The 24,995-nt window shown below is 58.7% G+C and carries 27 protein-coding genes; 12 read left to right on the top strand and 15 right to left on the bottom strand.

Annotated features, from left to right (window positions below; all coding sequences use genetic code 11):
* Positions 1-10: 10 nt before the first annotated feature.
* Genes K3754_RS09525 through K3754_RS09510 form a run of 4 tightly spaced genes read right to left on the bottom strand, consistent with a single transcriptional unit; the run spans position 11 to position 3,132 of the window.
* Positions 11-1,060, bottom strand: coding sequence for an ATP-binding protein (locus K3754_RS09525; RefSeq protein ID WP_259943175.1), 1,050 nt, complete (start codon positions 1,058-1,060; stop codon positions 11-13).
* A gap of 3 nt (positions 1,061-1,063) precedes the next feature.
* Positions 1,064-1,585 carry a gamma carbonic anhydrase family protein gene (locus K3754_RS09520; RefSeq protein WP_259943173.1) on the bottom strand — a complete coding sequence of 174 codons (522 nt, stop codon included), beginning with the start codon at positions 1,583-1,585 and terminating at the stop codon, positions 1,064-1,066.
* Positions 1,582-2,238, bottom strand: a complete 657-nt coding sequence (gmk, locus tag K3754_RS09515) for a guanylate kinase (RefSeq protein ID WP_259943144.1) — start codon at positions 2,236-2,238, stop codon at positions 1,582-1,584. Before gmk ends, K3754_RS09520 begins: the two co-directional genes overlap by 4 nt.
* Before the next feature lie 3 nt (positions 2,239-2,241).
* Complete coding sequence (locus K3754_RS09510) at positions 2,242-3,132, bottom strand: YicC/YloC family endoribonuclease (RefSeq protein ID WP_203212137.1); 891 nt, start codon at positions 3,130-3,132, stop codon at positions 2,242-2,244.
* Between the two features lie 239 nt (positions 3,133-3,371).
* Here K3754_RS09510 and K3754_RS09505 point away from each other — a divergent pair, with 239 nt between their 5' ends.
* Positions 3,372-4,046 (top strand): PAS domain-containing protein, encoded by a 675-nt coding sequence (locus K3754_RS09505; RefSeq protein ID WP_259943142.1) that lies wholly within the window; start codon positions 3,372-3,374, stop codon positions 4,044-4,046.
* Between the two features lie 2 nt (positions 4,047-4,048).
* On the opposite strand, the gene K3754_RS09500 is transcribed toward K3754_RS09505, so the two are convergent.
* Positions 4,049-4,345 carry an AzlD domain-containing protein gene (locus K3754_RS09500; RefSeq protein WP_203211266.1) on the bottom strand — a complete coding sequence of 99 codons (297 nt, stop codon included), beginning with the start codon at positions 4,343-4,345 and terminating at the stop codon, positions 4,049-4,051.
* On the bottom strand, positions 4,342-4,998 hold the full coding sequence (locus K3754_RS09495; RefSeq protein ID WP_259943138.1) for an AzlC family ABC transporter permease: 657 nt from the start codon (positions 4,996-4,998) through the stop codon (positions 4,342-4,344). The genes K3754_RS09500 and K3754_RS09495 overlap by 4 nt, the downstream gene beginning before the upstream one ends.
* A 126-nt stretch (positions 4,999-5,124) precedes the next feature.
* Here K3754_RS09495 and K3754_RS09490 point away from each other — a divergent pair, with 126 nt between their 5' ends.
* On the top strand, positions 5,125-5,577 hold the full coding sequence (locus tag K3754_RS09490) for an Lrp/AsnC family transcriptional regulator (RefSeq protein ID WP_259943136.1): 453 nt from the start codon (positions 5,125-5,127) through the stop codon (positions 5,575-5,577).
* A gap of 61 nt (positions 5,578-5,638) precedes the next feature.
* Here K3754_RS09490 and K3754_RS09485 read toward each other — a convergent pair whose 3' ends face one another.
* The gene (locus tag K3754_RS09485; RefSeq protein WP_259943301.1) at positions 5,639-7,009 is read right to left on the bottom strand and encodes a class II 3-deoxy-7-phosphoheptulonate synthase; all 1,371 of its coding nucleotides are present in this window, start codon (positions 7,007-7,009) and stop codon (positions 5,639-5,641) included.
* A gap of 192 nt (positions 7,010-7,201) precedes the next feature.
* Here K3754_RS09485 and K3754_RS09480 point away from each other — a divergent pair, with 192 nt between their 5' ends.
* The gene (locus K3754_RS09480) at positions 7,202-8,206 is read left to right on the top strand and encodes a GlxA family transcriptional regulator (protein WP_203212139.1); all 1,005 of its coding nucleotides are present in this window, start codon (positions 7,202-7,204) and stop codon (positions 8,204-8,206) included.
* A gap of 2 nt (positions 8,207-8,208) precedes the next feature.
* On the opposite strand, the gene K3754_RS09475 is transcribed toward K3754_RS09480, so the two are convergent.
* Together K3754_RS09475 and K3754_RS09470 are read right to left on the bottom strand one after the other, a co-directional pair.
* Positions 8,209-8,628: a hypothetical protein gene (locus K3754_RS09475; protein ID WP_203211269.1), complete on the bottom strand. Its 420-nt coding sequence runs from the start codon at positions 8,626-8,628 to the stop codon at positions 8,209-8,211.
* 8 nt (positions 8,629-8,636) lie between these two features.
* Positions 8,637-9,689: a PQQ-dependent sugar dehydrogenase gene (locus tag K3754_RS09470; protein ID WP_259943300.1), complete on the bottom strand. Its 1,053-nt coding sequence runs from the start codon at positions 9,687-9,689 to the stop codon at positions 8,637-8,639.
* A gap of 233 nt (positions 9,690-9,922) precedes the next feature.
* Between K3754_RS09470 and K3754_RS09465 the strand changes: the two genes are divergently transcribed.
* The 7 genes from K3754_RS09465 to K3754_RS09435 all read left to right on the top strand — a co-directional run bounded on the left by K3754_RS09465 (position 9,923) and on the right by K3754_RS09435 (position 16,850).
* Positions 9,923-11,116 carry an ABC transporter substrate-binding protein gene (locus K3754_RS09465; protein WP_203211271.1) on the top strand — a complete coding sequence of 398 codons (1,194 nt, stop codon included), beginning with the start codon at positions 9,923-9,925 and terminating at the stop codon, positions 11,114-11,116.
* A 98-nt stretch (positions 11,117-11,214) separates the two neighbouring features.
* Positions 11,215-11,997 (top strand): ABC transporter ATP-binding protein, encoded by a 783-nt coding sequence (locus K3754_RS09460; protein ID WP_037911295.1) that lies wholly within the window; start codon positions 11,215-11,217, stop codon positions 11,995-11,997.
* Positions 11,998-12,090: 93 nt separating this feature from the next.
* Positions 12,091-12,912 (top strand): ABC transporter ATP-binding protein, encoded by an 822-nt coding sequence (locus K3754_RS09455; protein WP_203211272.1) that lies wholly within the window; start codon positions 12,091-12,093, stop codon positions 12,910-12,912.
* A 3-nt stretch (positions 12,913-12,915) separates the two neighbouring features.
* The gene (locus tag K3754_RS09450; protein WP_203211273.1) at positions 12,916-13,926 is read left to right on the top strand and encodes a branched-chain amino acid ABC transporter permease; all 1,011 of its coding nucleotides are present in this window, start codon (positions 12,916-12,918) and stop codon (positions 13,924-13,926) included.
* Entirely contained in the window at positions 13,923-15,227 is a 1,305-nt protein-coding gene (locus K3754_RS09445) for a branched-chain amino acid ABC transporter permease (protein WP_259943128.1), read from the top strand. Before K3754_RS09450 ends, K3754_RS09445 begins: the two co-directional genes overlap by 4 nt.
* 178 nt (positions 15,228-15,405) lie before the next feature.
* Positions 15,406-16,254, top strand: coding sequence for a DMT family transporter (locus K3754_RS09440; RefSeq protein WP_259943126.1), 849 nt, complete (start codon positions 15,406-15,408; stop codon positions 16,252-16,254).
* Positions 16,251-16,850 (top strand): metallophosphoesterase, encoded by a 600-nt coding sequence (locus tag K3754_RS09435; RefSeq protein WP_259943123.1) that lies wholly within the window; start codon positions 16,251-16,253, stop codon positions 16,848-16,850. The genes K3754_RS09440 and K3754_RS09435 overlap by 4 nt, the downstream gene beginning before the upstream one ends.
* A 70-nt stretch (positions 16,851-16,920) precedes the next feature.
* Here K3754_RS09435 and K3754_RS09430 read toward each other — a convergent pair whose 3' ends face one another.
* Both K3754_RS09430 and K3754_RS09425 read right to left on the bottom strand, forming a co-directional pair.
* A complete protein-coding gene (locus K3754_RS09430) occupies positions 16,921-17,397 on the bottom strand; it encodes a GNAT family N-acetyltransferase (protein ID WP_259943120.1) in 477 nt (158 codons plus the stop codon).
* 8 nt (positions 17,398-17,405) lie between these two features.
* Entirely contained in the window at positions 17,406-18,956 is a 1,551-nt protein-coding gene (locus K3754_RS09425) for a DUF853 domain-containing protein (RefSeq protein WP_259943117.1), read from the bottom strand.
* Between the two features lie 434 nt (positions 18,957-19,390).
* Here K3754_RS09425 and K3754_RS09420 point away from each other — a divergent pair, with 434 nt between their 5' ends.
* Positions 19,391-20,008, top strand: coding sequence for an invasion associated locus B family protein (locus K3754_RS09420; RefSeq protein WP_203211279.1), 618 nt, complete (start codon positions 19,391-19,393; stop codon positions 20,006-20,008).
* Positions 20,009-20,090: 82 nt separating this feature from the next.
* Here the strand turns inward: K3754_RS09420 and glyA are convergent, their stop codons facing one another.
* A complete protein-coding gene (gene glyA, locus K3754_RS09415) occupies positions 20,091-21,398 on the bottom strand; it encodes a serine hydroxymethyltransferase (protein WP_259943114.1) in 1,308 nt (435 codons plus the stop codon).
* 98 nt (positions 21,399-21,496) lie between these two features.
* Here glyA and K3754_RS09410 point away from each other — a divergent pair, with 98 nt between their 5' ends.
* Positions 21,497-22,375 (top strand): LysR family transcriptional regulator, encoded by an 879-nt coding sequence (locus tag K3754_RS09410; protein ID WP_259943111.1) that lies wholly within the window; start codon positions 21,497-21,499, stop codon positions 22,373-22,375.
* A gap of 6 nt (positions 22,376-22,381) precedes the next feature.
* Here K3754_RS09410 and K3754_RS09405 read toward each other — a convergent pair whose 3' ends face one another.
* Genes K3754_RS09405 through lpxD form a run of 3 tightly spaced genes read right to left on the bottom strand, consistent with a single transcriptional unit; the run spans position 22,382 to position 24,978 of the window.
* Positions 22,382-23,590 carry a beta-ketoacyl synthase gene (locus K3754_RS09405; protein WP_259943107.1) on the bottom strand — a complete coding sequence of 403 codons (1,209 nt, stop codon included), beginning with the start codon at positions 23,588-23,590 and terminating at the stop codon, positions 22,382-22,384.
* Between the two features lie 4 nt (positions 23,591-23,594).
* On the bottom strand, positions 23,595-23,852 hold the full coding sequence (locus K3754_RS09400) for an acyl carrier protein (protein ID WP_203211283.1): 258 nt from the start codon (positions 23,850-23,852) through the stop codon (positions 23,595-23,597).
* Positions 23,853-23,886: 34 nt separating this feature from the next.
* Positions 23,887-24,978, bottom strand: coding sequence for a UDP-3-O-(3-hydroxymyristoyl)glucosamine N-acyltransferase (lpxD, locus tag K3754_RS09395; protein WP_259943104.1), 1,092 nt, complete (start codon positions 24,976-24,978; stop codon positions 23,887-23,889).
* Between the last annotated feature and the right edge of the window lie 17 nt (positions 24,979-24,995).

The raw sequence follows: 24,995 nt of genomic DNA, 5'->3' as shown, positions 1-24,995 counted from the left end.
GAAATATGGGTCAATTGCCCTCGGAATCCAGCGGCAGGATCACGGTGAAGGTGGACCCCTGCCCAAGTTGTGACGCGATTCTGAGCCGCCCGCGATGGCGGTTGAGGATATGTTTGACAATCGCCAGACCCAGCCCTGTGCCGCCCAGGGCGCGGCTGCGGTGGCTGTCGGCGCGATAGAACCGTTCGGTCAGGCGCGGCAGGTGCAGCGCATCAATGCCCGGTCCCTGATCTTGTACCACCACCCGCACTGCAGGCCCGCGCAGGGCCGGATCGCGCAAATTGGTTTCGGTGCTGATCGAAACCTCTTGGCCTGAGCCGCCATATTTGATCGCGTTCTCAATCAGGTTGGTGAAAACCTGCAACAATTGATCCCGGTCCCCCAATATGCGCAGCGGCGCCACCTCGAAATCAGGGCTAAGCGTTACTTCGTTGTCCGACGCCAGCGGATTGAGATTGCGCAGGGTCGTTTGCAACACTTCGATCAGATCCGTTTGCGCGGTCGGGCGCACCCGTTCATCGGCTTCGACCCGGCTCAGCGACAACAGGTCTCCCACCAGGCGGTTCATCCGCCCCGCCTCATCCGCCATGATCCCCAGAAAGCGGTCCCGCGCTTTGGCGTCATCCCGCGCCGGACCGGACAGCGTTTCGATAAACCCCATCAGAGCGGTGAGCGGCGTACGCAATTCGTGGCTGACATTGGCGACAAAATCCCGGCGCATCTGCCCGGCCTGGGCCAGTTGAGTGACATCCTGAAAGCTCAGGATCAGAAACCCGTGGTTTTCCATGTGCCGCAGCGTCACGTCAAAGGTCGTGCTGCGCCCTGCGTCACCGGCCAGAAAAGGGGCCATGCGGGGTTTGCGGTCGCTCAGGCATTGCTCGACGGCGTCGACAAGCGCGGGCTGGCGCAGGCCGGTCACAAAGTTGCGCCCCTGAAGCCCCGCCCCCAGAAGATCCTGCGCCGCCGGGTTCATCGCCACGATCCGTTCATTGCGATCAATCGCCAGCGTCGGCAGCGGCAGAGCCCCGATCAGATCCGGCAGAAGCAGGGCGTCAGGCATGGATCAAAGCGGCTTGAGATCGCGGCGGAACCGCGCCGCGTTTTCCGTGTAGTGTTCGGCGCTCGCGGTCAGCCCTTTGAAGGCCGCCTCGTCCAATTGCCGCACCACTTTGCCCGGTGCGCCCATCACCAGCGACCCATCCGGGATCACCTTGTTTTCCGTGATCAAGGCCCCTGCCCCGATCAGGCAATTCTTGCCGATCTTGGCACCATTCAGCACGGTCGCGCCCATGCCGATCAGGCTGTTGTCGCCAATGGTGCAGCCGTGCAGCATCACTTTGTGACCGATGGTGCAATTGACCCCGATGGTCAGCGGATAACCCAGATCGGTGTGGAACACACAGTTTTCCTGCACGTTGCTGCCTTGGCCCACATGGATCACCTCGTTGTCACCGCGCAGGGTACAGCCAAACCAGACCGAAGATCCGGGCTCAAGCACCACATTGCCAATCACATTGGCATCTGGCGCAACCCACGCGTCGCCATTCACAGTTGGGCGGATATCGCCAAGGGCATAAAGGGTCATGATGTTTCCTCAAATTCAGATTGCAGCCCGCGCACGTGATCGTTCAGCCAGGGTTGCTGCAACCTGCGCAGGCGCGTGGCCTCGATGATGGTTTTCAATTGCGCCTCGGTCTTGTCCAGATCATCATTGACCAGCACGTAGTCATAGCCGCCCCAATGGCTGATCTCGTCCCAGCTCTTCTCCATCCGGCGGGCAATCACTTCTGGACTGTCGAGATTGCGTTTCTCCAGCCGCGTGCGCAGCTCTGCGATGGAGGGTGGCAGCAAAAAGATCGAAAGCGTGTGCGCCCCAAGCGCGGAATTGGTGATCTGCTGCGCGCCCTGCCAGTCGATATCAAACAACACGTCACGCCCCGCATTGATCGCCTGTTCGACGGGGGCACGCGGGCTGCCGTAGAAATTGCCAAAAACATGGGCGTGCTCCAGCATCTGATCATCTGCCACATGATCCTTGAAGGTCTTCTCAGGCATGAAGTGGTAATCAACGCCATCCTGCTCCCCGTCCCGCATCGGGCGGGTGGTGGCGGAAACGGAGAAGCTCAAACCCGTGTCCCATTTGCGCAGCCGTGTGGCCAATGTGGATTTGCCAGCACCCGAGGGCGAACTGAGGATGATCAAAAGACCGCGGCGGTCCTGTTTTTGGGCGCTGCTCATGGGTTACTCCACATTTTGTACTTGTTCCCGCATCTGGTCGATCACCGCCTTGAGGGCAAGGCCCACGCGGGTCAATCCCGTGTTCTGGGCCTTGGAACACAGGGTATTTGCCTCGCGGTTGAATTCCTGCATCAGGAAATCCAGCTTGCGTCCGACCGGTCCGCCCTCGGCCAGCAGATCCCGCGCGGCGCTCACATGGGCGCCGAGGCGGTCGATCTCTTCGGTGATGTCGGATTTAACAGCGATCAGGGCCAGTTCCTGCGCCACACGGTCTGCATCAGCGCCATCGGTGTTGTCCATCACTTTGGCCAGATTGCGCCGCAGGGTGTCTTGCATCTCAACGGCGCGGATGGCAGCGGCTTCCGCAGCGTCCCTGGTCAGGGTCTCGACCTCCGCCAGTTGGCCGGCCAGAACCTCGGCCAAAGCGGCCCCTTCGGCAGATCGCATTTCGTTGAAATCATTCAGAACCGCCGAGAAATCTGCCAGCAGCACCTTGCAAAGCGCCGCGCCGTCATCTTCATGGCTGGCCTGTTCCAGCACGCCGCGCATGGTCACGATGTCCGTCGCCTTGGACGGCGCAAGCGAGACATTCGCGTCCATCGCACGCGCCTCGATCTGGTGCAGGGCGTTCAGAACGACATGCAGCTGATCTTCGTTGATCACAAGCGTGCCGCCGCCCTCTTCGCGGGTCAGGCGCAGATTGCAGGTGACATTGCCCCGCGCCGCCGCTGCGCCAAGTGTCTTGCGCAGCCCTGCCTCAAGCCCATCCACCCAATCAGGCACGCGCAGGCGCAGATCCAAACCCTTGCCGTTTACCGCACGCAGCTCCCAGCTCCAGCTGAAGGGCGGATGCGCACCGGTGGCCGAGGCAAAACCTGTCATGGATCGGATCATCATTGTTCCCTTCGCTGCCCCATCGCTGCGCCTGCAATATGGCGAAACCGCCGCGCGGGGCAAGCCCCGCCCGCCCGGCGGCGTTAACCAGTGTTTAGAAAATTTCACCAAATGGACTAAAAATGAGGTATTTATAGTTTGGTAAGTTTTGCGGCGTGGGGGCGGTGCAATGGCCATGGCAGCACCTGTCACAGATACAGGTGGCCTGTGGTATTTTCGTTGTTGAGGGATGTAGGTCCATGACTGATCTGCCAGAAGAAAATTCGAAAATCGTGTCCATTCTGGACTACCAGCCCGAGATGGGGTTTGCGCCCATTTCCCAGGTCGAAGCCTATTGGGAAGCCCTGCGCGCCGGGCGGCTCTTGCCCAAACGCTCCGAGGTGGACCCGCGCGGGCTCGAAAGCAGTCTTGAGCATGCCTTTATTCTTGAACGCATCGCGCCGGGCATCGCACGCCTCCGCATCGCAGGCAGCCATCTGGGGGCCTTGATGGGCATGGAGGTGCGCGGCATGCCCCTGACGGCGCTGCTGACCCCGGACACGCGGTCGGTCCTGTCGGAAAAGATCGAAGAGGTCTGCCAGATGCCGGCGGTCTGCACCCTGCGTCTGGCTGCCGAAGACAGCGCAGGCCGGCCCGCACTTGAGGCACGAATGCTGCTGCTGCCGCTCAAAAGCGATCTGGGAGATGTCAGCCGCGTTCTGGGCTGCTGGGTCACACAAGGCGAGATCGGGCTGGCCCCGCGCCGGTTTGAGGTGATCACCCATCAGATGCAACCGCTGTTGACGGGCACGCCGCTGAAGCCGTTTTTGCCGCCACTGGCCCCCGCGCCACGGCCCAAGATGCAACCGCGAGGGACGCCGCCACAAACCGGCCTGTCGCGCGGGCATTTGCGGCTGGTCACATCAAACGACTGATTTCAAAAGCCGATCCATCCCAGCGCCACGTAAGCAGCAAAGCCGATGCACATGGTTGCGATCACATGATTGGTCAGCAGCGCGGCAATCAACGCGGCACCGGCTGCCAGCCAAGTGATCAATGGCTGACCGGCCAGTGATGAGGCCACCAAAGACACCACAATCAACCCCGGCAGATCGTCCAGAATCCACGCGTATCGCGAGGCCCGGATCGCATCACCCGCAAACAGGCCAATCACCCGGATCGCAAAGGCTGCCAAGGCCAGCACCGCGATCAATATCCAGTGAGAAGTGGTCATCTTTGCCCTGCCCCTCCTTGCCTGATCAGGTAGGAGACGATCAGCCCGGTGATGGCCCCGGCCACAATCGCATAGGCCTTGGGCGCCTCCAGCAGGACCACTGCGCCGGTGACGGCAAAGCTGGTGACCCAAGGCAGCAATTGCGCATGACTGCGCCACAGGCCGCGTGCCATAGCGATAAAGGCAGCGGTGAAGGCAAAGCCGAGGCCGAATTCCTCAAGATCCGGCAGCGCCGCGCCGATCACAGCGCCGAGTGAGGTCGATACCGTCCAGACCGTGATCATCACGAGGCCCGACCCGACCAGAAACCGAAATCCAACGCCCGGATCCTGCGCCCGTTTGGCCATGGTTAACGCCCAGTTCTCGTCGCCAGTGATGTGGATCGCCATAAGACGTACCCGCAAGGGCAAGCCTTTTAGCACTTCGGACAAGGACGCTATGATTCCGATATAGCGCAGGTTCAGCGCCGCCCCCGCGAAAGCTGCCCCCAACACAGCGCCGCCGGTGGCGAATTGTTCAACCGCCACGATCTGCGACGATCCAGCGTGGACAAAGCCGCTCATCAACGCCACGCCCCACCATGGAAATCCGACCTGCGCGGCCAGCAATCCAAAGGCAAAACCATAGACCGCCGCACCCGCCGCCAAGGGCATTATTGCAAAAGCACCGTGTTTCATACGCCCCAAGTTATGTGGCTCCGGTGATCTATGATAGTTGTGTTTTTGTGGTTATGTGATGCGTGACGATCAATATCTGCCATTAGGTGAAAGGAGTCAGTCATGGACAAATCCGACCTCAAGCTGCTGACCTTGCTGCAAGACAACGCCCGCACAACAGTGCAAGCTATGGCGGATCGCATCGGTGCCTCCACCGCATCTGTTCAGCGTCGCCTCAGAATGCTGCGCGAAGGCGGTGTGATCAAGAAGGAAGTCGCCGTGCTGGACGCACAGAAGCTGGGCTTTGACGTGACCGCCATTGTCTCGGTTGAGCTGGAGCGCGACCGGCTGGACCAGATTGATGCTTTCAAACGCAAGGCGCGATTAGATGCGCAGGTTCTGAACTTCTATTGCATCGCGGGGGATGCGGATTTTGTGATGGTGGTCGTGGCCAAGGACATGCGCGACTACGAGGCTTTCACCCACAGGTTTTTCTTTTCCGACAAGAACGTGCGCAAGTTCCGCACCTCCATCGTTGTCTCAACGGAAAAGGCGACACTGGCCCTGCCCATTTGACCCAAAAAAGCCCGCTTGCAGCGATGCAAACGGGCCTTTTTCTAAGTCATGGAACTAGACCTCAGGCCGAGGCTTTCTCCGACTGCCTTTCGCGCCGCGCCGACAGTTCTTCAGCCACGAGGAAGGCCAGTTCCAGCGACTGGCTGGCGTTCAGGCGCGGATCGCAAGCGGTGTGATAACGATCCGACAGATCTTCATCGGACACAGCCCGCACGCCGCCGGTGCATTCGGTGACGTCCTGACCCGTCATTTCAAAATGCACGCCGCCCGGCACGGTGCCTTCGGCCCCATGCACGGCGAAAAATTCGCGCACTTCACGCAGGACGGAATCAAACGGACGGGTTTTATAGCCCGTCGAGGACTTGATCGTATTGCCATGCATCGCATCACAGGTCCAAACCACGTTGGCGCCCTCTTCCTGCACGGTTTTGATCAGACGCGGCAGGTGTTCACCCACCGATCCGGCACCGAATCGCGCGATCAGGGTCAGACGCCCTTCTTCGTTGTCGGGGTTCAGCGTTGCCATCAATTGTTTGAGATCTTCGCTGGTCATCGTCGGGCCGCACTTCAGGCCAATCGGGTTTTGCACACCCTTGGCAAACTCCACATGCGCGCCGTCCGGCTGGCGTGTACGATCGCCAATCCAGATCATGTGACCAGAGCCCGCAAGCCATTTGCCGGTCTGGCTGTCCTGACGGCACAGCGCCTCTTCATACTCAAGCAGCAGCGCCTCGTGGCTGGTATAGAATTCCACCGATTGCAGCGTATGGGCGGTCTCGGCGGTCACGCCGGCCGCCGCCATAAAGTCCAGCGTATCGGAAATGCGGTTGGCAATCTCGCGATACTTTTCGGTCTTTTCATTGTCGGTAAAGCCAAGCGTCCAGCCATGCACCTGATGCACATCCGCATAACCACCCGTTGAAAACGCGCGAATCAGGTTCAGCGTCGCTGCCGCCTGCGTATAGGCCCGCAACATCTTTTCCGGGTTCGGAATGCGAGATTCTGCAGTGAAATCAAGGTCATTGATGATATCACCACGGTAGCTTGGCAGCTCGACACCATCGACCACTTCTGTCGGAGCCGAGCGCGGCTTGGCAAATTGCCCGGCCATGCGGCCCAATTTGATCACCGGCACTTTTGCACCATGGGTCAACACGATGGCCATCTGCAACATGACCTTGAAGGTGTCGCGGATCGCATCGGAACTGAACTGTTCAAAGCTTTCGGCGCAATCACCGCCCTGCAACAAGAACGCCTCACCGCGCCCTGCGGCGGCCAGGTTCTTTTTCAGGCGGCGGGCCTCACCGGCAAAAACCAGAACCGGATATCGTGCCAATTGCGCCTCAACCGCATTCAATGCGGCCTGATCAGGATAATCAGGCATCTGGATCCGCGGTTTTGCGCGCCAGCTTGATTTGCTCCAATTGGTCATCGTCTTTTCTCCGGTCTGTTGCGCCACTGTTAGCGCGATCAAGAAATCTTTCTATACAAAAGCTTGACCAGAGAGGCCAGAACTCAAATTCGACCTCTTGACGAAGCGCGCAACGCGTGAGCAAAGATTACGTCAGGTTATGTCGCAATTACGTGGTATAGCCTCATGAATACCCAAACAAAGGACGCCGCGATGTCAGACCCGCGCTCGGCCACCCGCATCCCTCCCAATGAAGACAAACCCCGGCGTTTTGTCTTTGTATTGGTTGAGCAGTTCAGCATGTTGTCCATCGCGACAGCCATTGAAAGCCTGCGCATTGCCAACCGGATGTCAGGCAAAAACCTCTATTCCTGGATGTTGCTCGGTGAAGGCGGCGAACAGACTGTCTGTTCGGCTGGCACAATCTTTCATCTTGATGACGATCTGATCGAATTGAACCGCGATGACCGGGTGATGGTCTGCTGCGGTCTGGATGTGCAGGATTACACCAGCAAACGCATTCTGGGCTGGTTGCGCCGCGAGGCACGCAAAGGGCTGATCATGGGGGGTCTTTGCACCGGCGCCTATGCGCTGGCCAAGGCCGGGCTGATGGATGGCAAACGCGCCACGATCCATTGGGAGAATCAGGACAGCTTTTCCGAAGAGTTCCAGGAAGTGGAATTGACCAAATCGGTCTTTGTGGTGGACGGCAACCGTATCAGCACGGCAGGCGGCACATCCTCGATTGACCTGATGCTCAAGCTGATTGCCGATGATCACGGCGAAGATCTGGCCAACGCGGTTGCGGACCAGTTGATCTATTCCTCGATCCGCACCGATCAGGACACACAGCGTCTGTCTGTGCCCACACGGATTGGTGTGCGCCATCCCAAACTGAGCAATGTCATCCAGATGATGGAAAGCAATATCGAAGAGCCGATCAGCCCGTCGATCCTTGCCAAAGAGGTGGGCATGTCCACCCGGCAGCTCGAACGGCTGTTCCGGCGCTATCTGAACCGCTCGCCCAAACGCTATTATATGGAACTGCGCCTGCAAAAGGCGCGGAACCTGCTGATGCAGACCAATATGAGCGTGATCAACGTGGCACTGGCCTGCGGTTTTGCCTCACCGTCGCATTTCTCGAAGTGCTACCGGTCCCATTACGATACCACGCCCTACCGCGAACGCGGCAGCCACGCGGCGCGGTTGTCGTTCTAGGTTCAGAACCTGTTCATAATCGGCGTACTGTTTGAATTCAGCGCGAAATTGATCACCACCAGATCATTTTCGCGCTGGTGCAACAGCGCGTAGAAGTAGCAATAGCTTTTGCCTGTCCAATACATCCGCGCCTCTTGCGACACGCCGCCGCCCAGATCCTGACGGTTGAACACCGTTCCGTTCTGGAAATCCGCGGACCAGATGCCGTCAAACTGCCGTTGCAAATTGGCGATCTCTTCCTTGGTGTATTCATCACGCCCGCCCAGACGCAGGATCACTTCGGTAAAGTCACGTGTCGAGATGTGCTGGTCGACAAAGCGGGCATAGGCGGCGTAATCACTAAAAACGCTGTCTGTTTCCTGTGCCCGAAGGGGCATGGCGGCAAGGCAGAACAGGATCAGTGAATATAGTATAACACGCATGGCGGTCCTCAATCTTTGGGTCGAATGCGATAAACGCTACCCCGCCCGACCGAAATAAACCAGATTGCACCGTCCGGCCCTTCCACAATGTCACGCACGCGGATCGTCTCCGCCCCCTTGATCTGCGCGACCTCTTTCAGCGGATCACCGGCCAGCACGGCGATATGATCGAATTTCAGCGATCCCACAAAGAAATGACCACGCCACGCCGGAAATTGCGCGCCTGAATAGATCATCAACCCCGAAGGGGCGATGGATGGATCCCAATAATACGCAGGTTGTTCCATCCCTGCTTTGGCCGTGCCCTCGCCAATCTTGGCCCCGGAATAATGCCGCCCGTAAGAAATGACCGGCCAACCATAGTTGGCTCCCGCACGCACTGCGTTCACCTCATCGCCGCCACGCGCGCCGTGTTCCGCAACCCAAAGATTGCCCTTCAGATCCAGCGCCGCGCCCTGAGGGTTGCGATGCCCGTAGGACCAGATCTCTGGCAATGCGCCCTCACGCCCGACAAAGGGATTGTTCGCAGGCACCGATCCATTGGCACTTATCCGAATAACGCTACCGTTGTGTCGGGTCAGGTCCTGTGCCGATGGCCGGTCGCCGCGATCGCCGATGGTCAGGAGCAGGCTGCCATCACGGGCCTCTACCACGCGCGATCCGAAATGGCGGCCACCGCGGCTGCCTTCCTTCATCGCGAACAATTCTTTCACCTGCTCCAATCTTGTGCCATCCGCCGACAATTGCGCCGAAGCAACCGCCGTGCCGCTGCCGCTTAGACCCTGCGGCTTGGCATAGGTCAGATACAATCTGCGACTTGTGGCAAAATCGCGGGCCAGGGTGATGTCCAAAAGACCGCCCTGCCCGCGCGCGGCCACCTTTGGCACCCCCGCAACGGAAATACGCCTGTCCCCCTTTTGATGAATCAGGGTGCCGCCGCGCTCTGTCACCAAAACGCCGCCACCGGGCATCGGCGCCACCGCCCAAGGGGTATCGAGACCATCCAGAACCGGTTCAATCTGATAGGAAACCTGCCCGTATGCAGGCGATTGGCACAACATGAGCCATCCCGCAAAGAGCAGTTTGGTGAAGAATCTTTTCATGACATGCATGTTGCACCTCCCATTTTGAACATCTGTCCCGCGTTTTGCCCATTTCAAGCAATAAAATGTCGTGAATTGAGGTGCAGACAAGGACATTGCCGCATGTGCAATCCGTAAAAACCGCTTTTCTTTTTCAAGGCCTTTGCCTAACCTTTGCGCCGAACGTTACGTTCCAACAAGGGAGATACCTCATGAAGAAGATGCTTTTGGCCACAACGGCCGCGGCTCTTGTGGCGACAACGGCAATGGCCGACGGCCACGCAAAAGAAGTGAAACTGGGCGTTGAATTTGGCTTTACCGGCCCGATTGAATCGCTGACCGGTCCAATGTCAGCGGGCGCCGAGCTGGCGATGAAAGAAGTCACCGAAAGCGGCATGCTGCTGGACGGTGCAAAAGTCACCTCCATCCGCGCCGACAGTGGCTGTATTGACAACGGTCTGGCTGTGGCCTCTGCCGAACGTCTGATCGCCGAAGGCGTGAGCGGCATCATCGGTGCTGACTGTTCCGGCGTGACCGGCGCGGTTCTGCAGAACGTTGCCATTCCAAACGGCATGGTCATGATCTCGCCTTCCGCGACATCCCCCGGCCTGACCACCATGGAAGACAACGGTCTGTTCTTCCGGACATCCCCATCGGATGCACGTGAAGGTCAGGTTATGGCAGAGATCCTGCAAGAGCGCGGCGTCAAATCCATCGCTCTGACATATACCAACAACGACTATGGCAAGGGTCTGGCAGACGCCATCGAATCCTCGTTCAAAGCGGTTGGCGGCGAAGTGACCATTGTAGCGGCGCACGAAGACGGCAAAGCGGATTACTCTGCTGAAGTTGGTGCACTGGCCTCTGCTGGTGGTGATCTGCTGGTTGTTGCGGGCTACCTTGACCAAGGCGGCGCAGGCATCATCAAAGCGGCGCTGGACGCCGGCGCATGGGACCAGTTTGGTCTGCCAGGCGGCATGATCGGTGAAAACCTGCCAAAAACCATTGGTCCGGATCTGGACGGGTCTTACGGTCAGATCGCCGGCTCTCAGGGCAACGGCATCGAGACGTTCACCAAGATGGCCGAAGCCGAAGGTTTTGACGGCACATCCCCCTACGCACCAGAAGCCTATGACGCAGCCGCGCTGTTCCTGATGGCGATGCAGGCGGCAGGGTCCATGGATCCGGCAGACTACAAGAGCAAGATCATGGACGTGGCCAACGCGCCCGGCGAAAAGATCTATCCTGGTGAGCTTGGCAAAGCGCTTGAGCTGATCAAAGCGGGCAAAGATGTCGACTACGTTGGCGCATCCGCGGTTGAGCTGATCGGACCAGGCGAATCTGCGGGCACCTACCGCATGATCGAAGTGAAAGACGGCAAAAACGAAACCATCGGTTTCAAGTAAGCCCTCTTCGACCACAAAAAACACGAGATGCAGCCCGGACTATCCGGGCTGTATCTTCATAAGGGGACCGGCCAACAAGGCCGGCACGGGGAAAACATATGATCGTCGTTGACGACCTGCACAAACACTTCGGCGGCTTTCATGCCGTGGACGGGGCCAGCCTGTCCATCGAACAGGGTTCCATCACCGGGCTGATCGGCCCAAATGGCGCCGGAAAAACCACTCTTTTCAACGTGATCGCCGGGGTTCTCAAACCAACCTCTGGCCGAGTCTACATGGACGGGGAAGACATCACCGGGATGCCGCCCCATGAGCTTTTTCACAAGGGGCTGCTGCGCACCTTCCAGATCGCGCATGAATTTGCCTCCATGTCCTGCCGCGAAAACCTGATGATGGTGCCGGGCGGACAATCGGGCGAAACGCTGTGGAACACATGGTTCGGCCGCAAACGCATCGCGGATGAGGAACGCGCCCTCAAGGCCAAGGCCGACGAGGTTCTGGAATTCCTGACAATCGAACATCTGGCCGACCACAAGGCGGGTCAAATCTCTGGCGGGCAGAAAAAGCTGCTGGAACTGGGCCGCACGATGATGGTCGATGCCAAGATCGTGTTCCTTGACGAGGTCGGCGCAGGCGTGAACCGCACGCTGCTCAACACCATTGGCGATGCAATCATCCGCCTGAACAAGGAACGCGGCTATACCTTCGTGGTCATTGAACACGACATGGATTTCATTGGCCGCCTTTGCGATCCAGTGATCTGTATGGCCGAAGGACATGTGCTGGCCGAAGGGACACTGGCCGAGATCAAAGCCAACGAACAGGTCATCGAAGCCTACCTTGGCACCGGCCTCAAGAACAAGGCGCAGGTGGGCGCATGATGCGGCCCACCCCGATGGCAGCACTGGCTGCCCCCCTCACCAAGCTGGCCGCAACGCCGCTTGTTTCAGCGCATTTTCAAAAGGATAAAACGCATGAGCAGTGATCCTTACGACGATCGCGGCAACAAAGACGCCTCGATTACAAACCCCAAAGGCATGGGCAGCCAGATCCCCAAGTCCAGCGGCACCAGTTTTTCCGCGCCGGGCGGCCCCTTCCTGATTGGCGACACGATGACCGGCGGCTATGGCAAAGGCCCCGACATCTTGCACGATTGCACCATTGCCGTGGAACAGGGCGAGATTGCCGTGATCGTTGGCCCCAATGGCGCCGGCAAATCCACCGCGATGAAAGCCGTGTTCGGCATGCTGGACGTCCGCTCCGGCAGCGTACGTCTGGACGGCGAAGACATCACCAACCTCAGCCCGCAAGACCGCGTTGCCAAAGGCATGGGCTTTGTCCCGCAGACCTCCAACATCTTCACCTCCATGACGGTCGAGGAAAACCTTGAGATGGGCGCCTTCATCCGCCGCGATGACTTCAGCGATACCATGGCGCAGGTCTATGACCTGTTTCCGATCCTCAAGGAGAAGCGCAAGCAAGCAGCAGGCGAATTGTCCGGCGGGCAACGTCAACAGGTCGCCGTCGGCCGCGCCTTGATGACCCAGCCCAAGGTCTTGATGCTGGATGAACCCACGGCGGGCGTGTCCCCGATCGTGATGGACGAATTGTTCGACCGGATCATCGAGGTGGCCCGCACCGGCATTCCGATCCTGATGGTGGAACAGAATGCCCGGCAAGCGCTTGAAATCGCTGACAAAGGCTATGTTCTGGTGCAAGGCGCGAACGCCTATACCGGCACCGGCAAAGAACTTCTGGCTGATCCGGAAGTCCGCAAATCGTTCTTGGGGGGCTGAGCCATGGATCTTCTCAACGCAATCGTCGCTTTCCTCAACTACGTCTTTGTTCCCGGCGTCGCCTATGGCTCGCAGCTCGCACTTGGTGCATTGGGCGTCACGCTGGTGTACGGCATCCTGCGGTTCTCGAACTTTGCCCATGGTGACACCATGGCGCTGGGCGCGATGGCCACGGTGCTGGTCACATGGCTGTTCCAGTCCTGGGGCATTTCGCTAGGGCCGCTGCCAACCGCCCTGCTGGCCCTGCCCTTCGGCATTGCCTTTGCCATTCTGCTTTTGCTGTTCACGGATCGCACCGTTTATCGGTTCTACCGGGAGAAAAAGGCGAAACCGGTGATTTTGGTGATCGTCAGCCTTGGCATCACCTTTATCTACAACGGCGTGACCCGCTTTATCATCGGGGCGGACGACCAGAACTTCTTTGACGGGCAACGCTTCATCATCTCGGCGCGGGAGTTCAAGAAAGCCACCGGGCTGGACGAAGGTCTGTCGTTCAAAACCACCCAAGGCATCACCATCATCACCGCCATTATCGTTGTGGCGCTGCTGTTCTGGTTTCTGAACCGCACCCGCGCGGGCAAATCCATGCGGGCCTATTCGGACAACGAGGATCTGGCGCTGCTGTCGGGGATCAACCCCGAGCGGGTTGTGATGATCACATGGATGATCGTGGCCACCCTGGCAACCATCGCAGGCGTACTATACGGGCTGGATAAATCCTTCAAACCCTTCACCTATTTCCAACTGCTTCTGCCGATCTTTGCTGCAGCGATTGTGGGCGGTCTGGGCAATCCCATCGGCGCCATCGCTGGCGGTTTCGTGATCGCCTTTTCGGAGGTCACAATCACCTATGCGTGGAAAAAGATCCTTGTTTATCTGATGCCTGACAGCCTTGAGCCTAGCGGGCTCGTGCAGCTGATGAGCACGGATTACAAATTTGCGGTCAGCTTTGTGATCTTGCTGATTGTATTGCTGATCAAACCCACCGGACTGTTCAAGGGGCAATCGACATGAACGAGACGCTCAAAAACACGATGCTGTTTGGCATCATCGCACTGCTGATCATCTATGTCGGCTTTGTGCAAAGCTGGAACTCGGCGCTGCTGATTGTGGCGATGGGTCTGATCTCATCCATCATGGCGCTGGGCGTGAACCTGCAATGGGGGTTTGCCGGTCTCTTTAACGTCGGTGTCATGGGCTTTGTTGCCCTTGGCGGGCTGGCGGCCGTTCTGATTGGCATGCCACCCACCGAAGGCGCGATGCGCGCAGGTGGGTGGAACGTGGTTGGGGCTTTGCTTCTGGGTGCCGGTACCGTCTTTGCCGCGATCATCCTGGCCAAGACAATGTCAAAAGGCTGGCTGCGCAATCTCAGCGTGATAGCCCTTCTGGTCATCGGTTTCTTTGTCTTCCGCGGCCTGCTCGACCCGGCGGTGGAACTGGTCGAAGAGATCAACCCGGCACAAACCGGATATCTGGGTGGTCTTGGCCTTCCGGTGTTGCTGGCCTGGCCTGTGGGCGGCCTCTTTGCGGCTGCGGCGGCTTGGATCATCGGCAAGACCGCTCTTGGCCTGCGGTCCGATTATCTGGCCATTGCGACGCTCGGCATCGCCGAGATCATCATTGCGGTTCTCAAGAACGAAGACTGGCTGACGCGCGGTGTGAAAAACGTGATCGGCGTGCCGCGTCCGGTGCCATACGAGATTGATTTGCAAAACAGCGCAAGCTTTGTCGAAAGGGCTGCCTCCTTTGGCTTTGATCCGGTCGAAGGGTCCACGCTTTGGGTCAAGGTGCTGTACATCCTGCTGTTTGCAACGGTTCTGATCATCCTGATGTGGCTGAGCCAACGGGCGCTGCATTCTCCATGGGGCCGGATGCTGCGGGCGATCCGCGACAATGAGGTCGCCGCCGAAGCGATGGGCAAAGACGTCACCGCACGGCATTTGCAGGTCTTTATTCTCGGCTCCGCGATCTGCGGCATTGCTGGCGCGATGATGACCACGATGGACAGCCAGCTGACCCCCGGCACCTATCAGCCGCTGCGCTTTACCTTCCTGATCTGGGTGATGGTGATCGTTGGCGGTTCGGGGAACAACCTGGGCGCGGTTCTGGGCGGGTTCCTGATCTGGTTCCTTTGGGTGCAGGTCGAACCGATGGGCCTGTGGTTGATGAACCTTGTGACCTCCGGCATGGCCGAAGGATCGGCACTCAAGGAGCACCTGCTGGAAAGCGCCGCACATATGCGATTGCTGACCATGGGTCTGGTGCTGATCCTGGTTCTCAGGTTCAGCCCCCGCGGTCTGATCCCGGAGAAATAACCTCAAAGGCCCCGCAATGCGCGGGGCTTTTTCTTTTGGCTGTCGGATACGGGGTGATGCCCGGATCTACATGCGCTTTTCCTTCAAAGACACGCAGCGCAACGCCTGTCTTTCCATATTTTTCCCCAAGACCTAAGCTCCGCTGAAAAGTGGCCCGGCCCTATCGAAAGGTTTGTATATGAGTGGTTTGGTTTTTGTGGCGGTTATTGGCGCCGCACTCCTCCATGCGGCGTGGAACGCCCTCGTCAAAGGAGGGGCTGACAAAACCCTTAGCATGGGCGCTGTGGTGATCGGGCATTTGCCCATCGCGCTTGCGGCCCTGCCTTTTGTTCCGCTGCCAGCCGCCGAAAGCCTGCCATATCTCGCAGGCGGGCTCGTGCTTCATTTCGGGTATCAGCTGTTTTTGCTTCAATCGTATAAGATGGGTGATTTGACCCAAGTCTACCCGATTGCACGTGGCTCTGCCCCGTTGATCGTTGCGGTTTTCTCCGTGCTTGTTCTTGGGGTTCACCTCAATGGGCTCGAACTCCTTGCGATTGCGATCATTGGACTGGGCATCATCAGTCTGGCACTGGTCCGGCAAAGCGATGGCCAACAGAACAAGAACGCCGCCCTCTTTGCATTGACCACCGGCGTGTTTATCGCCTCCTACTCTTTGGTGGATGGCATCGGTGCGCGGATCGCAGGCACCTCTCTGGGGTTTTATTGCTGGCTGTCCCTGGGCAACGGGATTTTGATGATTGCCTACCTCGCGGTAAAATCACCACAAACCCTACGTGCGATCCCCCGGAGCGGCCTGCCCATTCTGGTGCTGGGAGGTGGTGCATCTTTCATCGCCTATGCACTGGTGACATGGGCCTTCACCCAGGCACCCATTGCCTTGGTCACGGCGCTGCGCGAAACCAGCATCGTCTTTGCCCTGTTGATCGGTGTGTTTTTTCTCAAAGAGCCTCTGAACCTGGTCAAGGTTTTCTCAACCTTCTCTGCCCTGCTTGGCGCGGTCCTGTTGCGGTACGCAAGAACGTGAAGATCCTCGCATTCTCCGACCTGCATCGCGACACGGAAGCGGCAACTGCGATCCTGTCTGCCAGTTCTGGTGCCGATGTCGTTGTCGGCGCGGGCGATTTTGCGACCAAGGGGTCAGGCGGGCATGAGACCTTGGCTATCCTCGCTCAATGCAGGGCGCCGGTGATCGTGATCCATGGCAACCATGACGCCCCGGAAGAGATCGAACACATCTGCAACCATGCGCCAAACCTGCATTACCTCCACGGGGCACAAAAAACCGTGCGGGGCATTTCATTTTTTGGACTGGGTGGCGAGATCCCGTCCAGAAATACATTTTCCTGGAACGCCTCAGAGACAGAGGCAGATGCCGCATCAATGCTCACGAACTGTCCGCCAAATTCCGTTTTGGTGACGCATACGCCGCCATTTGGCGTTGCCGACCTGCAAAAGAACGGCAACCACGAAGGCAGCAATGCCATTCGCGACGCGGCAAAGAACCTCGCGCCTCGGCTGCTGTTGTGCGGGCATATCCATCACGCATGGGGATCACAGGGCAAAATCGCTTCGACCCCGGTGCACAACCTGGGGCCGACCGTCAATTGGTTCGATCTTTGATCGTCAAGTCATTGAATAAAAATCAGATTGCGGCCGTTTGGCATGCCCCAATCGCTCAATGCTCCCCCGCCTAAACCTCAGGCAGGTTCAGCACCTTCACCCCGGCTTCATCACTTTCGACAAAACCGATGGATCCATAATACGCCAGCCCGGCTGCATTTTCCGTCCCGATCCGCGCTTCCACATGTCGCAATCCCGCGACCAGCGCCACTTTGATCGTTTGACCGGCCAACATTTTGCCAACGCCGCGGCGGGCTGCCGAAGGGTGGATGTGCGTGCCGATGATGCCCCATCCTACGGGCGTGCCGTAAGGGTTGCCTTCCGTCGCCAATCGCAAGGATTGAAAGCCGATCACCTGACCGTCGACCTCGGCCACTGTGCATTGGATGCGATCCGGGTGCGTGATGTAATGGCCCAAGACATCTTCCGCATCCCCCGCCGTGCGCCGCTTACCAGCCGCCTTCAAGGCCACCAGAACATTGGAAATGCCTTGTGCGTCATCCTCCTGCGCGGGGCGCAAGACCACTTCAACCGTTTGGTTTTCCATCGAAATTCTTACCGCCCCTTGAACAGACCACCCAGGATGCCGCGCACGATGCGCCGTCCCGTTGTGCCTTTTAACTCCTTGATCACCACCTGTGCCACAGCGGCGCCAAAGCCCTCTTGAGACTTTCGGCGCGGCTGCCGGGAGGTGGAACGGGTCACACCCTTGCCTGCATAGCGGCGGGCATTGTTGAATTCGCGCAGCGCTGGCGTTTCAACCTCTTCGGCCTTTTCTTCCGCCTCGGCCGCCGCCTTTGCGGCCTCATCTGCCCGCTTGCGTAAAATCTCAAAGGCGGATTCGCGGTCCAGCCGTTTGTCGTATTTGCCGGACATCGGCGACGCAGCCATCACTTCGGACCGTTCCATCGGCGTAATCGGGCCAAGCTGCGAAGACGGAGGGCGGATCAATGTCCGCTCCACGATACCCGGCACACCTTTCTTTTGCAGAAAAGACGTCACCGCTTCGCCCACACCGACCTCACGGATCGCCTCTTCGGTGTCAAAACGCGGGTTCTCGCGGTAGGTCTCTGCCGCCATGCGCAGTTCTTTGCGGTCTTTGGCCGTAAACGCCCGCAAGGCATGTTGCACCCGGTTGCCAAGCTGGCCCAGAATATCGTCGGGCACATCGGCAGGGTTCTGGGTGATAAAATAGACGCCGACCCCCTTGGACCGGATCAATCGCGCCACCTGTTCGACCTTATCCACCAGCGCCTTGGGCGCATCGTCGAACAGAAGATGCGCCTCGTCGAAAAAGAACACCAGTTTGGGTTTGTCAGGATCGCCGACCTCTGGCAGCTCCTCGAACAATTCCGACAACAGCCAAAGCAGGAAAGTGGCATAAAGTTTGGGCGCCGCCATCAACTGATCCGCCGCAAGGATGTTGATCGCCCCGCGCCCGTCTGCATCGGTGCGCATCAAATCGCTCAGCGCCAGCGCCGGCTCACCAAACAGATCCGCCGCGCCTTGGTTTTCCAGCACCAGCAACCGCCGCTGGATCGCGCCAACCGACGCGGCAGAGACATTGCCATAGCGCAACGCAAGATCTTTGGCATTTTCACCAATCCAGACCAGCAGCGCTTGCAGGTCTTTCAGATCCAGCAACGGCAAACCGTCTTCATCCGCGACCCGGAACGCGATGTTCAGGATGCCCTCTTGCGCCTCTGTCAGACCAAGAAGCTGCGCCAACAGCAAAGGCCCCATCTCGGACACAGTGGTGCGCACAGGGTGGCCTTGCTTGCCATAGAGATCCCAGAATGTGACTGGAAATGCCTCATAGAGGTACTCATCAAAGCCGATTTTTTCGGCCCGGCTGGTGAAAGCACCATGCAGCTTATGCGCGGCGCTGCCTGACTTTGCCAGACCGGACAGATCGCCTTTGACGTCGGAGAGGAAGACCGGCACACCTTGATTTGCAAACCCTTCCGCCAGAATTTGCAAAGTGACGGTTTTCCCGGTCCCGGTGGCCCCGGCAATCAGCCCGTGACGGTTGGCATAGCCGATGTTCAGGAATTGTTTGGTGGCGTAGTTCTCGCCGCCGCCGCCGATAAAGATGTCTTGCGCCACGTCGTTGTCTCCTCAGGCCCGGATGGGCATTCGTTTGGAATGAGCATACTTACTTAACCTTTTTGCGCCACTGTCTAATTGTTCCGCTGGCGAAGTCCTTTTGTAGCGGAACATCCTCCCTGTCAGACTGGCCGCACCTTCGGGTGCGGCATTTTTCTCGCTATGGTAGTGGTTTGAGAGCATTGCAAAATTCTCAATTTTCCCTGTTGACCCGCGCACGCCCCTTTCGTAACGTCACGGCAATAAGTCGGCCCAGTCCGACGGGGAGAACCAAATGCAAAAAGAGGATGCTTCGCGTCCTCTTTTTCATTTTAAGGCAAAGCCTTGAGATCAGCGGGTTCTTGCCGGATTATTGCCCCGCGAACGGCCAATCGCCACTGACATTGCCGCACGGGCGTGGTATTGGGCGGCAACTTAACAAACTTGGAATGATCATGAGCAATTTCTTCAAAGCACTGCCGCTCTGTGCAGCATTGGCGTTGATCGCCCCAGCCGGCGCATTTGCGCAGACCACAACCGAGACGAAACCCGCAGAGGCGACCACATCTCAGGTCGAAAGCCAGCTGAGCCTTGGTGAAGATGCCGATGCTGATCCCGAACTGGGCAAACCCTACACCAAGGAAGTGATCGGTGCCTGGGAAATGCGCTGCATCAAGACCGAGGAAGAGGTCGATCCCTGCCAGATGTATCAGCTTCTGGATGACGGCGAAGGCGCGCCCGTGGCCGAAGTGTCCCTGTTCCGCCTGCCCGGATCTGGCAAGGCAGAAGCAGGCGCAACCATCGTTGTGCCGCTTGAAACCGCATTGCCGCAGCAGTTGACCTTGTCAGTGGATGGCGGCAAGGCGCGGCGCTACCCTTATGCATTCTGCAATCCGGTGGGCTGCTATGTGCGGATGGGCTTGACCGCGGCTGATATCGCAGCGTTCAAAAAGGGCAAGGAAGCCATCGTAACGATTGTCCCTGCCCTTGCGCCGGATCAGAAAGTCGAATTGAAAGTGTCCCTCGCCGGGTTCACGGCAAGCTATGACAAAGTGTCTGTTATCGAACAATAAAAACCCGAGGTCGGTGTCCGGCCTTTGATGGGATCCGGATGAAGGGGCTGCCGTTCTGGCCGCCCCTTTTTTGTTCCGCTCATCAGTTCACGAAATGCACCTGATCAAAGGTCTGCCGCCATTGCGACACCTCGGGCATGATTGCCTCTCCGCGCAGTCCCGCGGCGATCAAGCCGGCCAATCGTGGCGCGTCTGCCTCCGTCATGCCCCAGCGCACAAGCTCCGGCGTGCCGATACGCAGCCCGTTCAAATCGCCCGTAACCGGTGCAACCGGCAACCCGATCCCGCAGGCCAAGAAACCGGCCTGCCGCAATGTCTTGGATGCGGCTTGCCCCCCGCCGAACCCCTCTGCCAGAACCGCAAATTGATGCGATTGTGTGGCCCCGCCAGCACCGGTAAAGACCGGCAGGCCTTCACCCTGAAGGGAGATTGCAAGCGCCTTGGCCATGGCAATCATCTGTGCTGCATAAGCCTGACCATAATCACGCCAATCGAGCATGGTCACCGCCAGCGCCGCTGATTTTGCGACATCAAAATTTGCCGTCATTCCCGGAAAAGCGATTTCATCCAAGGCTTTGGCAATTTCTGCATCATTGCTCACGATCAAACCGCCAGCCGGTCCGCCAAGGCTTTTGTAGGTACTCATCGTCATCAAGTGCGCCCCTTCGGACAGGGGGTTTGACCATGCCTTGCCCGCAATGATCCCGCATTGGTGCGCCGCATCAAACAGCACCTTGGCCTCAACCTCGTCCGCAATCGCCCGCACCCCGGCGACGGGATGTTCGAAAAGGTTCAGACTGCCGCCAACGGTGATCAGCTTGGGTCGCTCCTTCAACGCCAATGCACGCAATCCGTCCAGATCGACAGTATAGCCGTCCACCAGAACAGGCGCCTCGATGATCCGCAAACCATATAATCCGGCGCAGCCTGCCTGGTGGTGGGTCACGTGACCGCCGATGGTGGCGGGCGGCACAATGATGGTATCGCCGGGTTTGCAAATCGCCATGAAGCCGTAAAGATTTGCAATTGCGCCCGATGGCACCCGAATTTCTGCAAACTTTGCATCAAAAACCTCGGCGCAGAGAGCAGCCGAGATCACTTCAATTTCTTCGATCGCCTCAAGCCCCATCTCGTATTTGTCACCCGGATAGCCCAACGAAGGCCGCGAGCCGAGACCGCAGGACAAGAGCGCTTCTGCCTTGGGGTTCATCACATTGGTTGCAGGGTTCAAATTGAAACACTCTGCCTCGTGGATCTGTTGGTTGCGATGCACCAACCCGTCGATGCGCGACATCAGGGTCGCGGAGCTGGACTGAGCGGTCTGACCCGCGATCTCTTGCACACGCGCTTCACATTGGGCTGGCACCCAGTTTCGTTTGACCAAAGTCATCTGCATTTCCCTCTTCATTTGCCACATTCTGCGCCCGGCCAATGGACAGCGCAAACTAGTTTTGCTATTTCTTGCCCTAGAAAAACTAAGGCTTTCCCATGACCGTCAGACCCCCGCGCCCAAAGGGGCCGCCCTTGACCGCGATGCGTGCTTTTGAGGCTGCCGCGCGTTTGGGCGGATTTGTCGCCGCTGCCGAAGAGTTAAACGTCACCGCTGGCGCGGTGTCACAACACATAAAGGCCTTGGAAGGCTGGGCCGGTGTCGCCCTGTTTCACCGCAGTGCCCAAGGTGTCGCCCTGACGGAGGCGGGCCGCAGCTTGCAGCCGAGCTTTCGATCCGCTTTTGATGCGCTCGCCGATGCCACCCATGCCCTGCGCAATCTCAGCGCACAGGTCGAAATCCACATCGCCGCCCTGCCCAGCGTTGCACAGCTTTGGTTGCCGCCGCGTTTGGGCAGGATCCGAAACCAGTTTCCTGAGCTGAAATTCTCCGTCACCGCGATGGAAAGACCGCCCAGCCTGCGGCGCGATCTTTTTGATTTGACACTCTTCTTTGGGCAGCCGGGGGAAGGCGATACCTCGATCCCGCTTGCCGACGATATGATCACACCGGTCGCCGCGCCAACGCTTGCCGCCTCAATCCGGCAAGCGGAAGATCTGGCAGAGGCAACGCGGCTTCAGGATCGCACTTGGGAACAGGATTGGCCAAACTGGTGCGCGGCCACCCAAACCCCCATGGATGATCCAACCAAGGGGCCGGGTTATTCGCTGTATAGTCTTGCGGTCGAAGAGGCCAAATCTGGCGCAGGCGTCCTGATGGGGCATCTGTGCCTGATCGAGACCGCGTTGCACAGCGGGGCGCTGGTGCCGCTTGGCCTTGGGACAATACCCACCGGCCGCGCCCTGATCCTGACCCTGCCCGCCGCGAAATCACGGCGGCCGGTTCTGGAGGAAATCGCTGATTTTCTTAAAACTTAACCCGGATCAGACCCGCCGCAGCGCCAGCACCGCGTTCATCCCGCCAAAGGCAAAAGCATTGCTGAGTGCCACGTCCACCTTGGCCTCGCGGGCCGTGTTCGGCACAACATCCAAGGCGCATTCCGGATCCGGTTCCTGATAGCCGATGGTGGGCGCAACCACCCCATCGCGCAGCGCCATGATGCAGGCCAGCAGCTCCACCGCGCCGGTGCCGCCGATCAAATGGCCATGCATGGATTTGGTAGAGGACATCATCAGATTGTCCGCATGAGGCCCAAACACATCCGCCACGGCGGCGCATTCGGTTTTGTCATTGGCCGCTGTGCCGGTGCCATGGGCATTGATGTAGCCCACCTCTTCGGGATTGATTTTTGCATCCTGCAAAGCCCCCGAGATGGCCCGCGCCGCGCCTGCCTTGGATGGCATCACAATGTCAGAGGCGTCCGAGGACATGGCAAAGCCCGCCACCTCACACAGGATATCTGCCCCGCGTGCATGGGCATGGTCATAATCCTCAAAGACAAAGATCCCTGCCCCTTCGCCCTGCACCATGCCATTGCGGTTGGCCGAAAACGGACGGCAGGCGTCGCGGCTCATCACGCGCAAACCTTCCCAGGCTTTGACCCCGCCAAAGCACAGCATGCTTTCCGACCCGCCCGTGATCATCGCAGGCGCCATACCGGAGCGAACCATGGCAAAGGCCTGTGCCATCGCGTGATTGGAGGAGGCACAGGCGGTTGAAACTGTAAAGGATGGACCTTTGAGGTTGAACTCCATGCTGACGTGGCTGGCGGCGGCATTGTTCATCAGCTTGGGCACCACAAAGGGATGCACCCGGTTTTTGCCCTCTTCATAAACCGCGCGGTAGTTGTCATCCCAAGTCGACACCCCGCCCCCCGCCGTACCAAGCACCACACCGGATCTGGCGGACAATTCACCATGAAAACTGAGCCCCGATTGGGCAATCGCCTCTTTCGCGGCGGCCAGAGTGAACTGGGTGAAGCGATCATAGAGAGACATCTGCTGCCGGTTAAAGCGGCCCTCGGCCTCAAACCCGTGCACCTGACCGCCGATCTGGATGGACAGGCGTTCGACATCCCGAAACGACAAGGGACCGATGCCGCAGACCCCTTCGCGCATGGCGGTCAAGGTCTCGGGCACGGAATGGCCCAAGGCATTCACGGTCCCTGCGCCAGTGATGACGACCCGTTTCATGCGCCTAACCCTGTTCGGCCTTCAGCCGTTCAATCCCGGCGATGATGCTGGCCACATTTGAGATATCAAAATCGGACTCGGACGGGTTGTTGGCGTTGAACGGCACCGAGATGTCGAACGCCTCTTCGATGGCAAAGATGCTTTCCACCAGCCCCAGACTATCGATGCCAAGGCTTTCCAAAGTGCTGTCCAGCGTCACATCTTCCGGCTCCAACACCGCCTGCTCGGCAATGATGGCTATGACCTGATCTTTGATGCTCATCGGTTTCACCCCTGAAAACTTGCTCAAGGATGATTTAATCATCCTCGCCGGTCTTGAAAACAGCCTTTTGTAACGCCTTGATGTCACGCAGAACACGCGGCAATCGTCGCAGGGCTTTGTAACTTTCGACCTGTTTGTCCATTTGGGTGGCCGGATAACCCAGCATCGTCCGGCCCGCAGGCACGTTTGACATCAACTTGGTGCCGCCCCCGGCAATCACACCATCCCCGACAAAGATATTGTCGCTGACACCGCATTGCCCGCCCAAGACAACATTGTCACCGATCACCGCAGATCCGGCGATGCCGACCTGACCGCAGATCAGCGAATTTTCCCCGATCACCACATTATGCCCCATGTGCACCTGATTATCGAGTTTGGTGTTGTTGCCGATCATGGTGTTTCGGATCGTGCCGCAATCGATGGTGGACCCCATGCCGATCTCGACATCATCGCCGATTGTCACCGACCCAAGCGAATGAATGCGGATCCAGGGCTGTGCCTTGCTGTCCCCTTGATCCCCAAGGGTTTTGCGGGCGGTTTCCACGACACTGGGTTCTGCAGTGACAAAGGAAAAACCGTCCCCCCCGATCCGTGCTCCGGGCTGGGCAATGAACCTGTCACCGATATGTACCCGTGCGCCGATGCTGACCTGTTCGCGCAGCAAGGCGTCTTTGCCGATCTCGACATCGAGGCCGACAAAACAATGCGGCCCGATCACCGATCCGGCGCCAATCCTTGCCCCGGCAGAGATGATCGCCAGCGCACCGATGCTGACATTCTCGCCAAGCTGCGCGGTTGGGTCGACCACCGCCGTCGGATGCACGCCGTTGCCAAAACCCTGCCCCCGATCAAGCACCCTGGTCATGCCGGACATGGCAAAACGCGGCCGTTCCGGCAGAATGGCGGCTTTCAAACCAAGAGCTTGCCAATCGGCATCCGGCCAAAGCATCGCGGCCTGCGCCGCACCTTGCGCCAATCCTTCGGCGTATTTCGGACTCATCGCCAGTGCCAGATGTTCCGACCCGGCCTGTGCCGGTTCGGATGCGCCTGTGATGATCAGTGATGTATCTCCAACCGCCTCGGCCCCAATGGCCGCTGCGATCTGTTGAACCGTGAAGGCCATTCGGCACCCCCTGCAAA

Origin of the sequence: Sulfitobacter sp. M368 (assembly GCF_025141875.1) — a bacterium.
Taxonomy (GTDB): Bacteria; Pseudomonadota; Alphaproteobacteria; order Rhodobacterales; family Rhodobacteraceae; genus Sulfitobacter; species Sulfitobacter mediterraneus_A.
The sequence above is the reverse complement of the archived record's forward strand: the minus strand, read 5'-3'. Positions and strand labels throughout refer to the sequence as shown.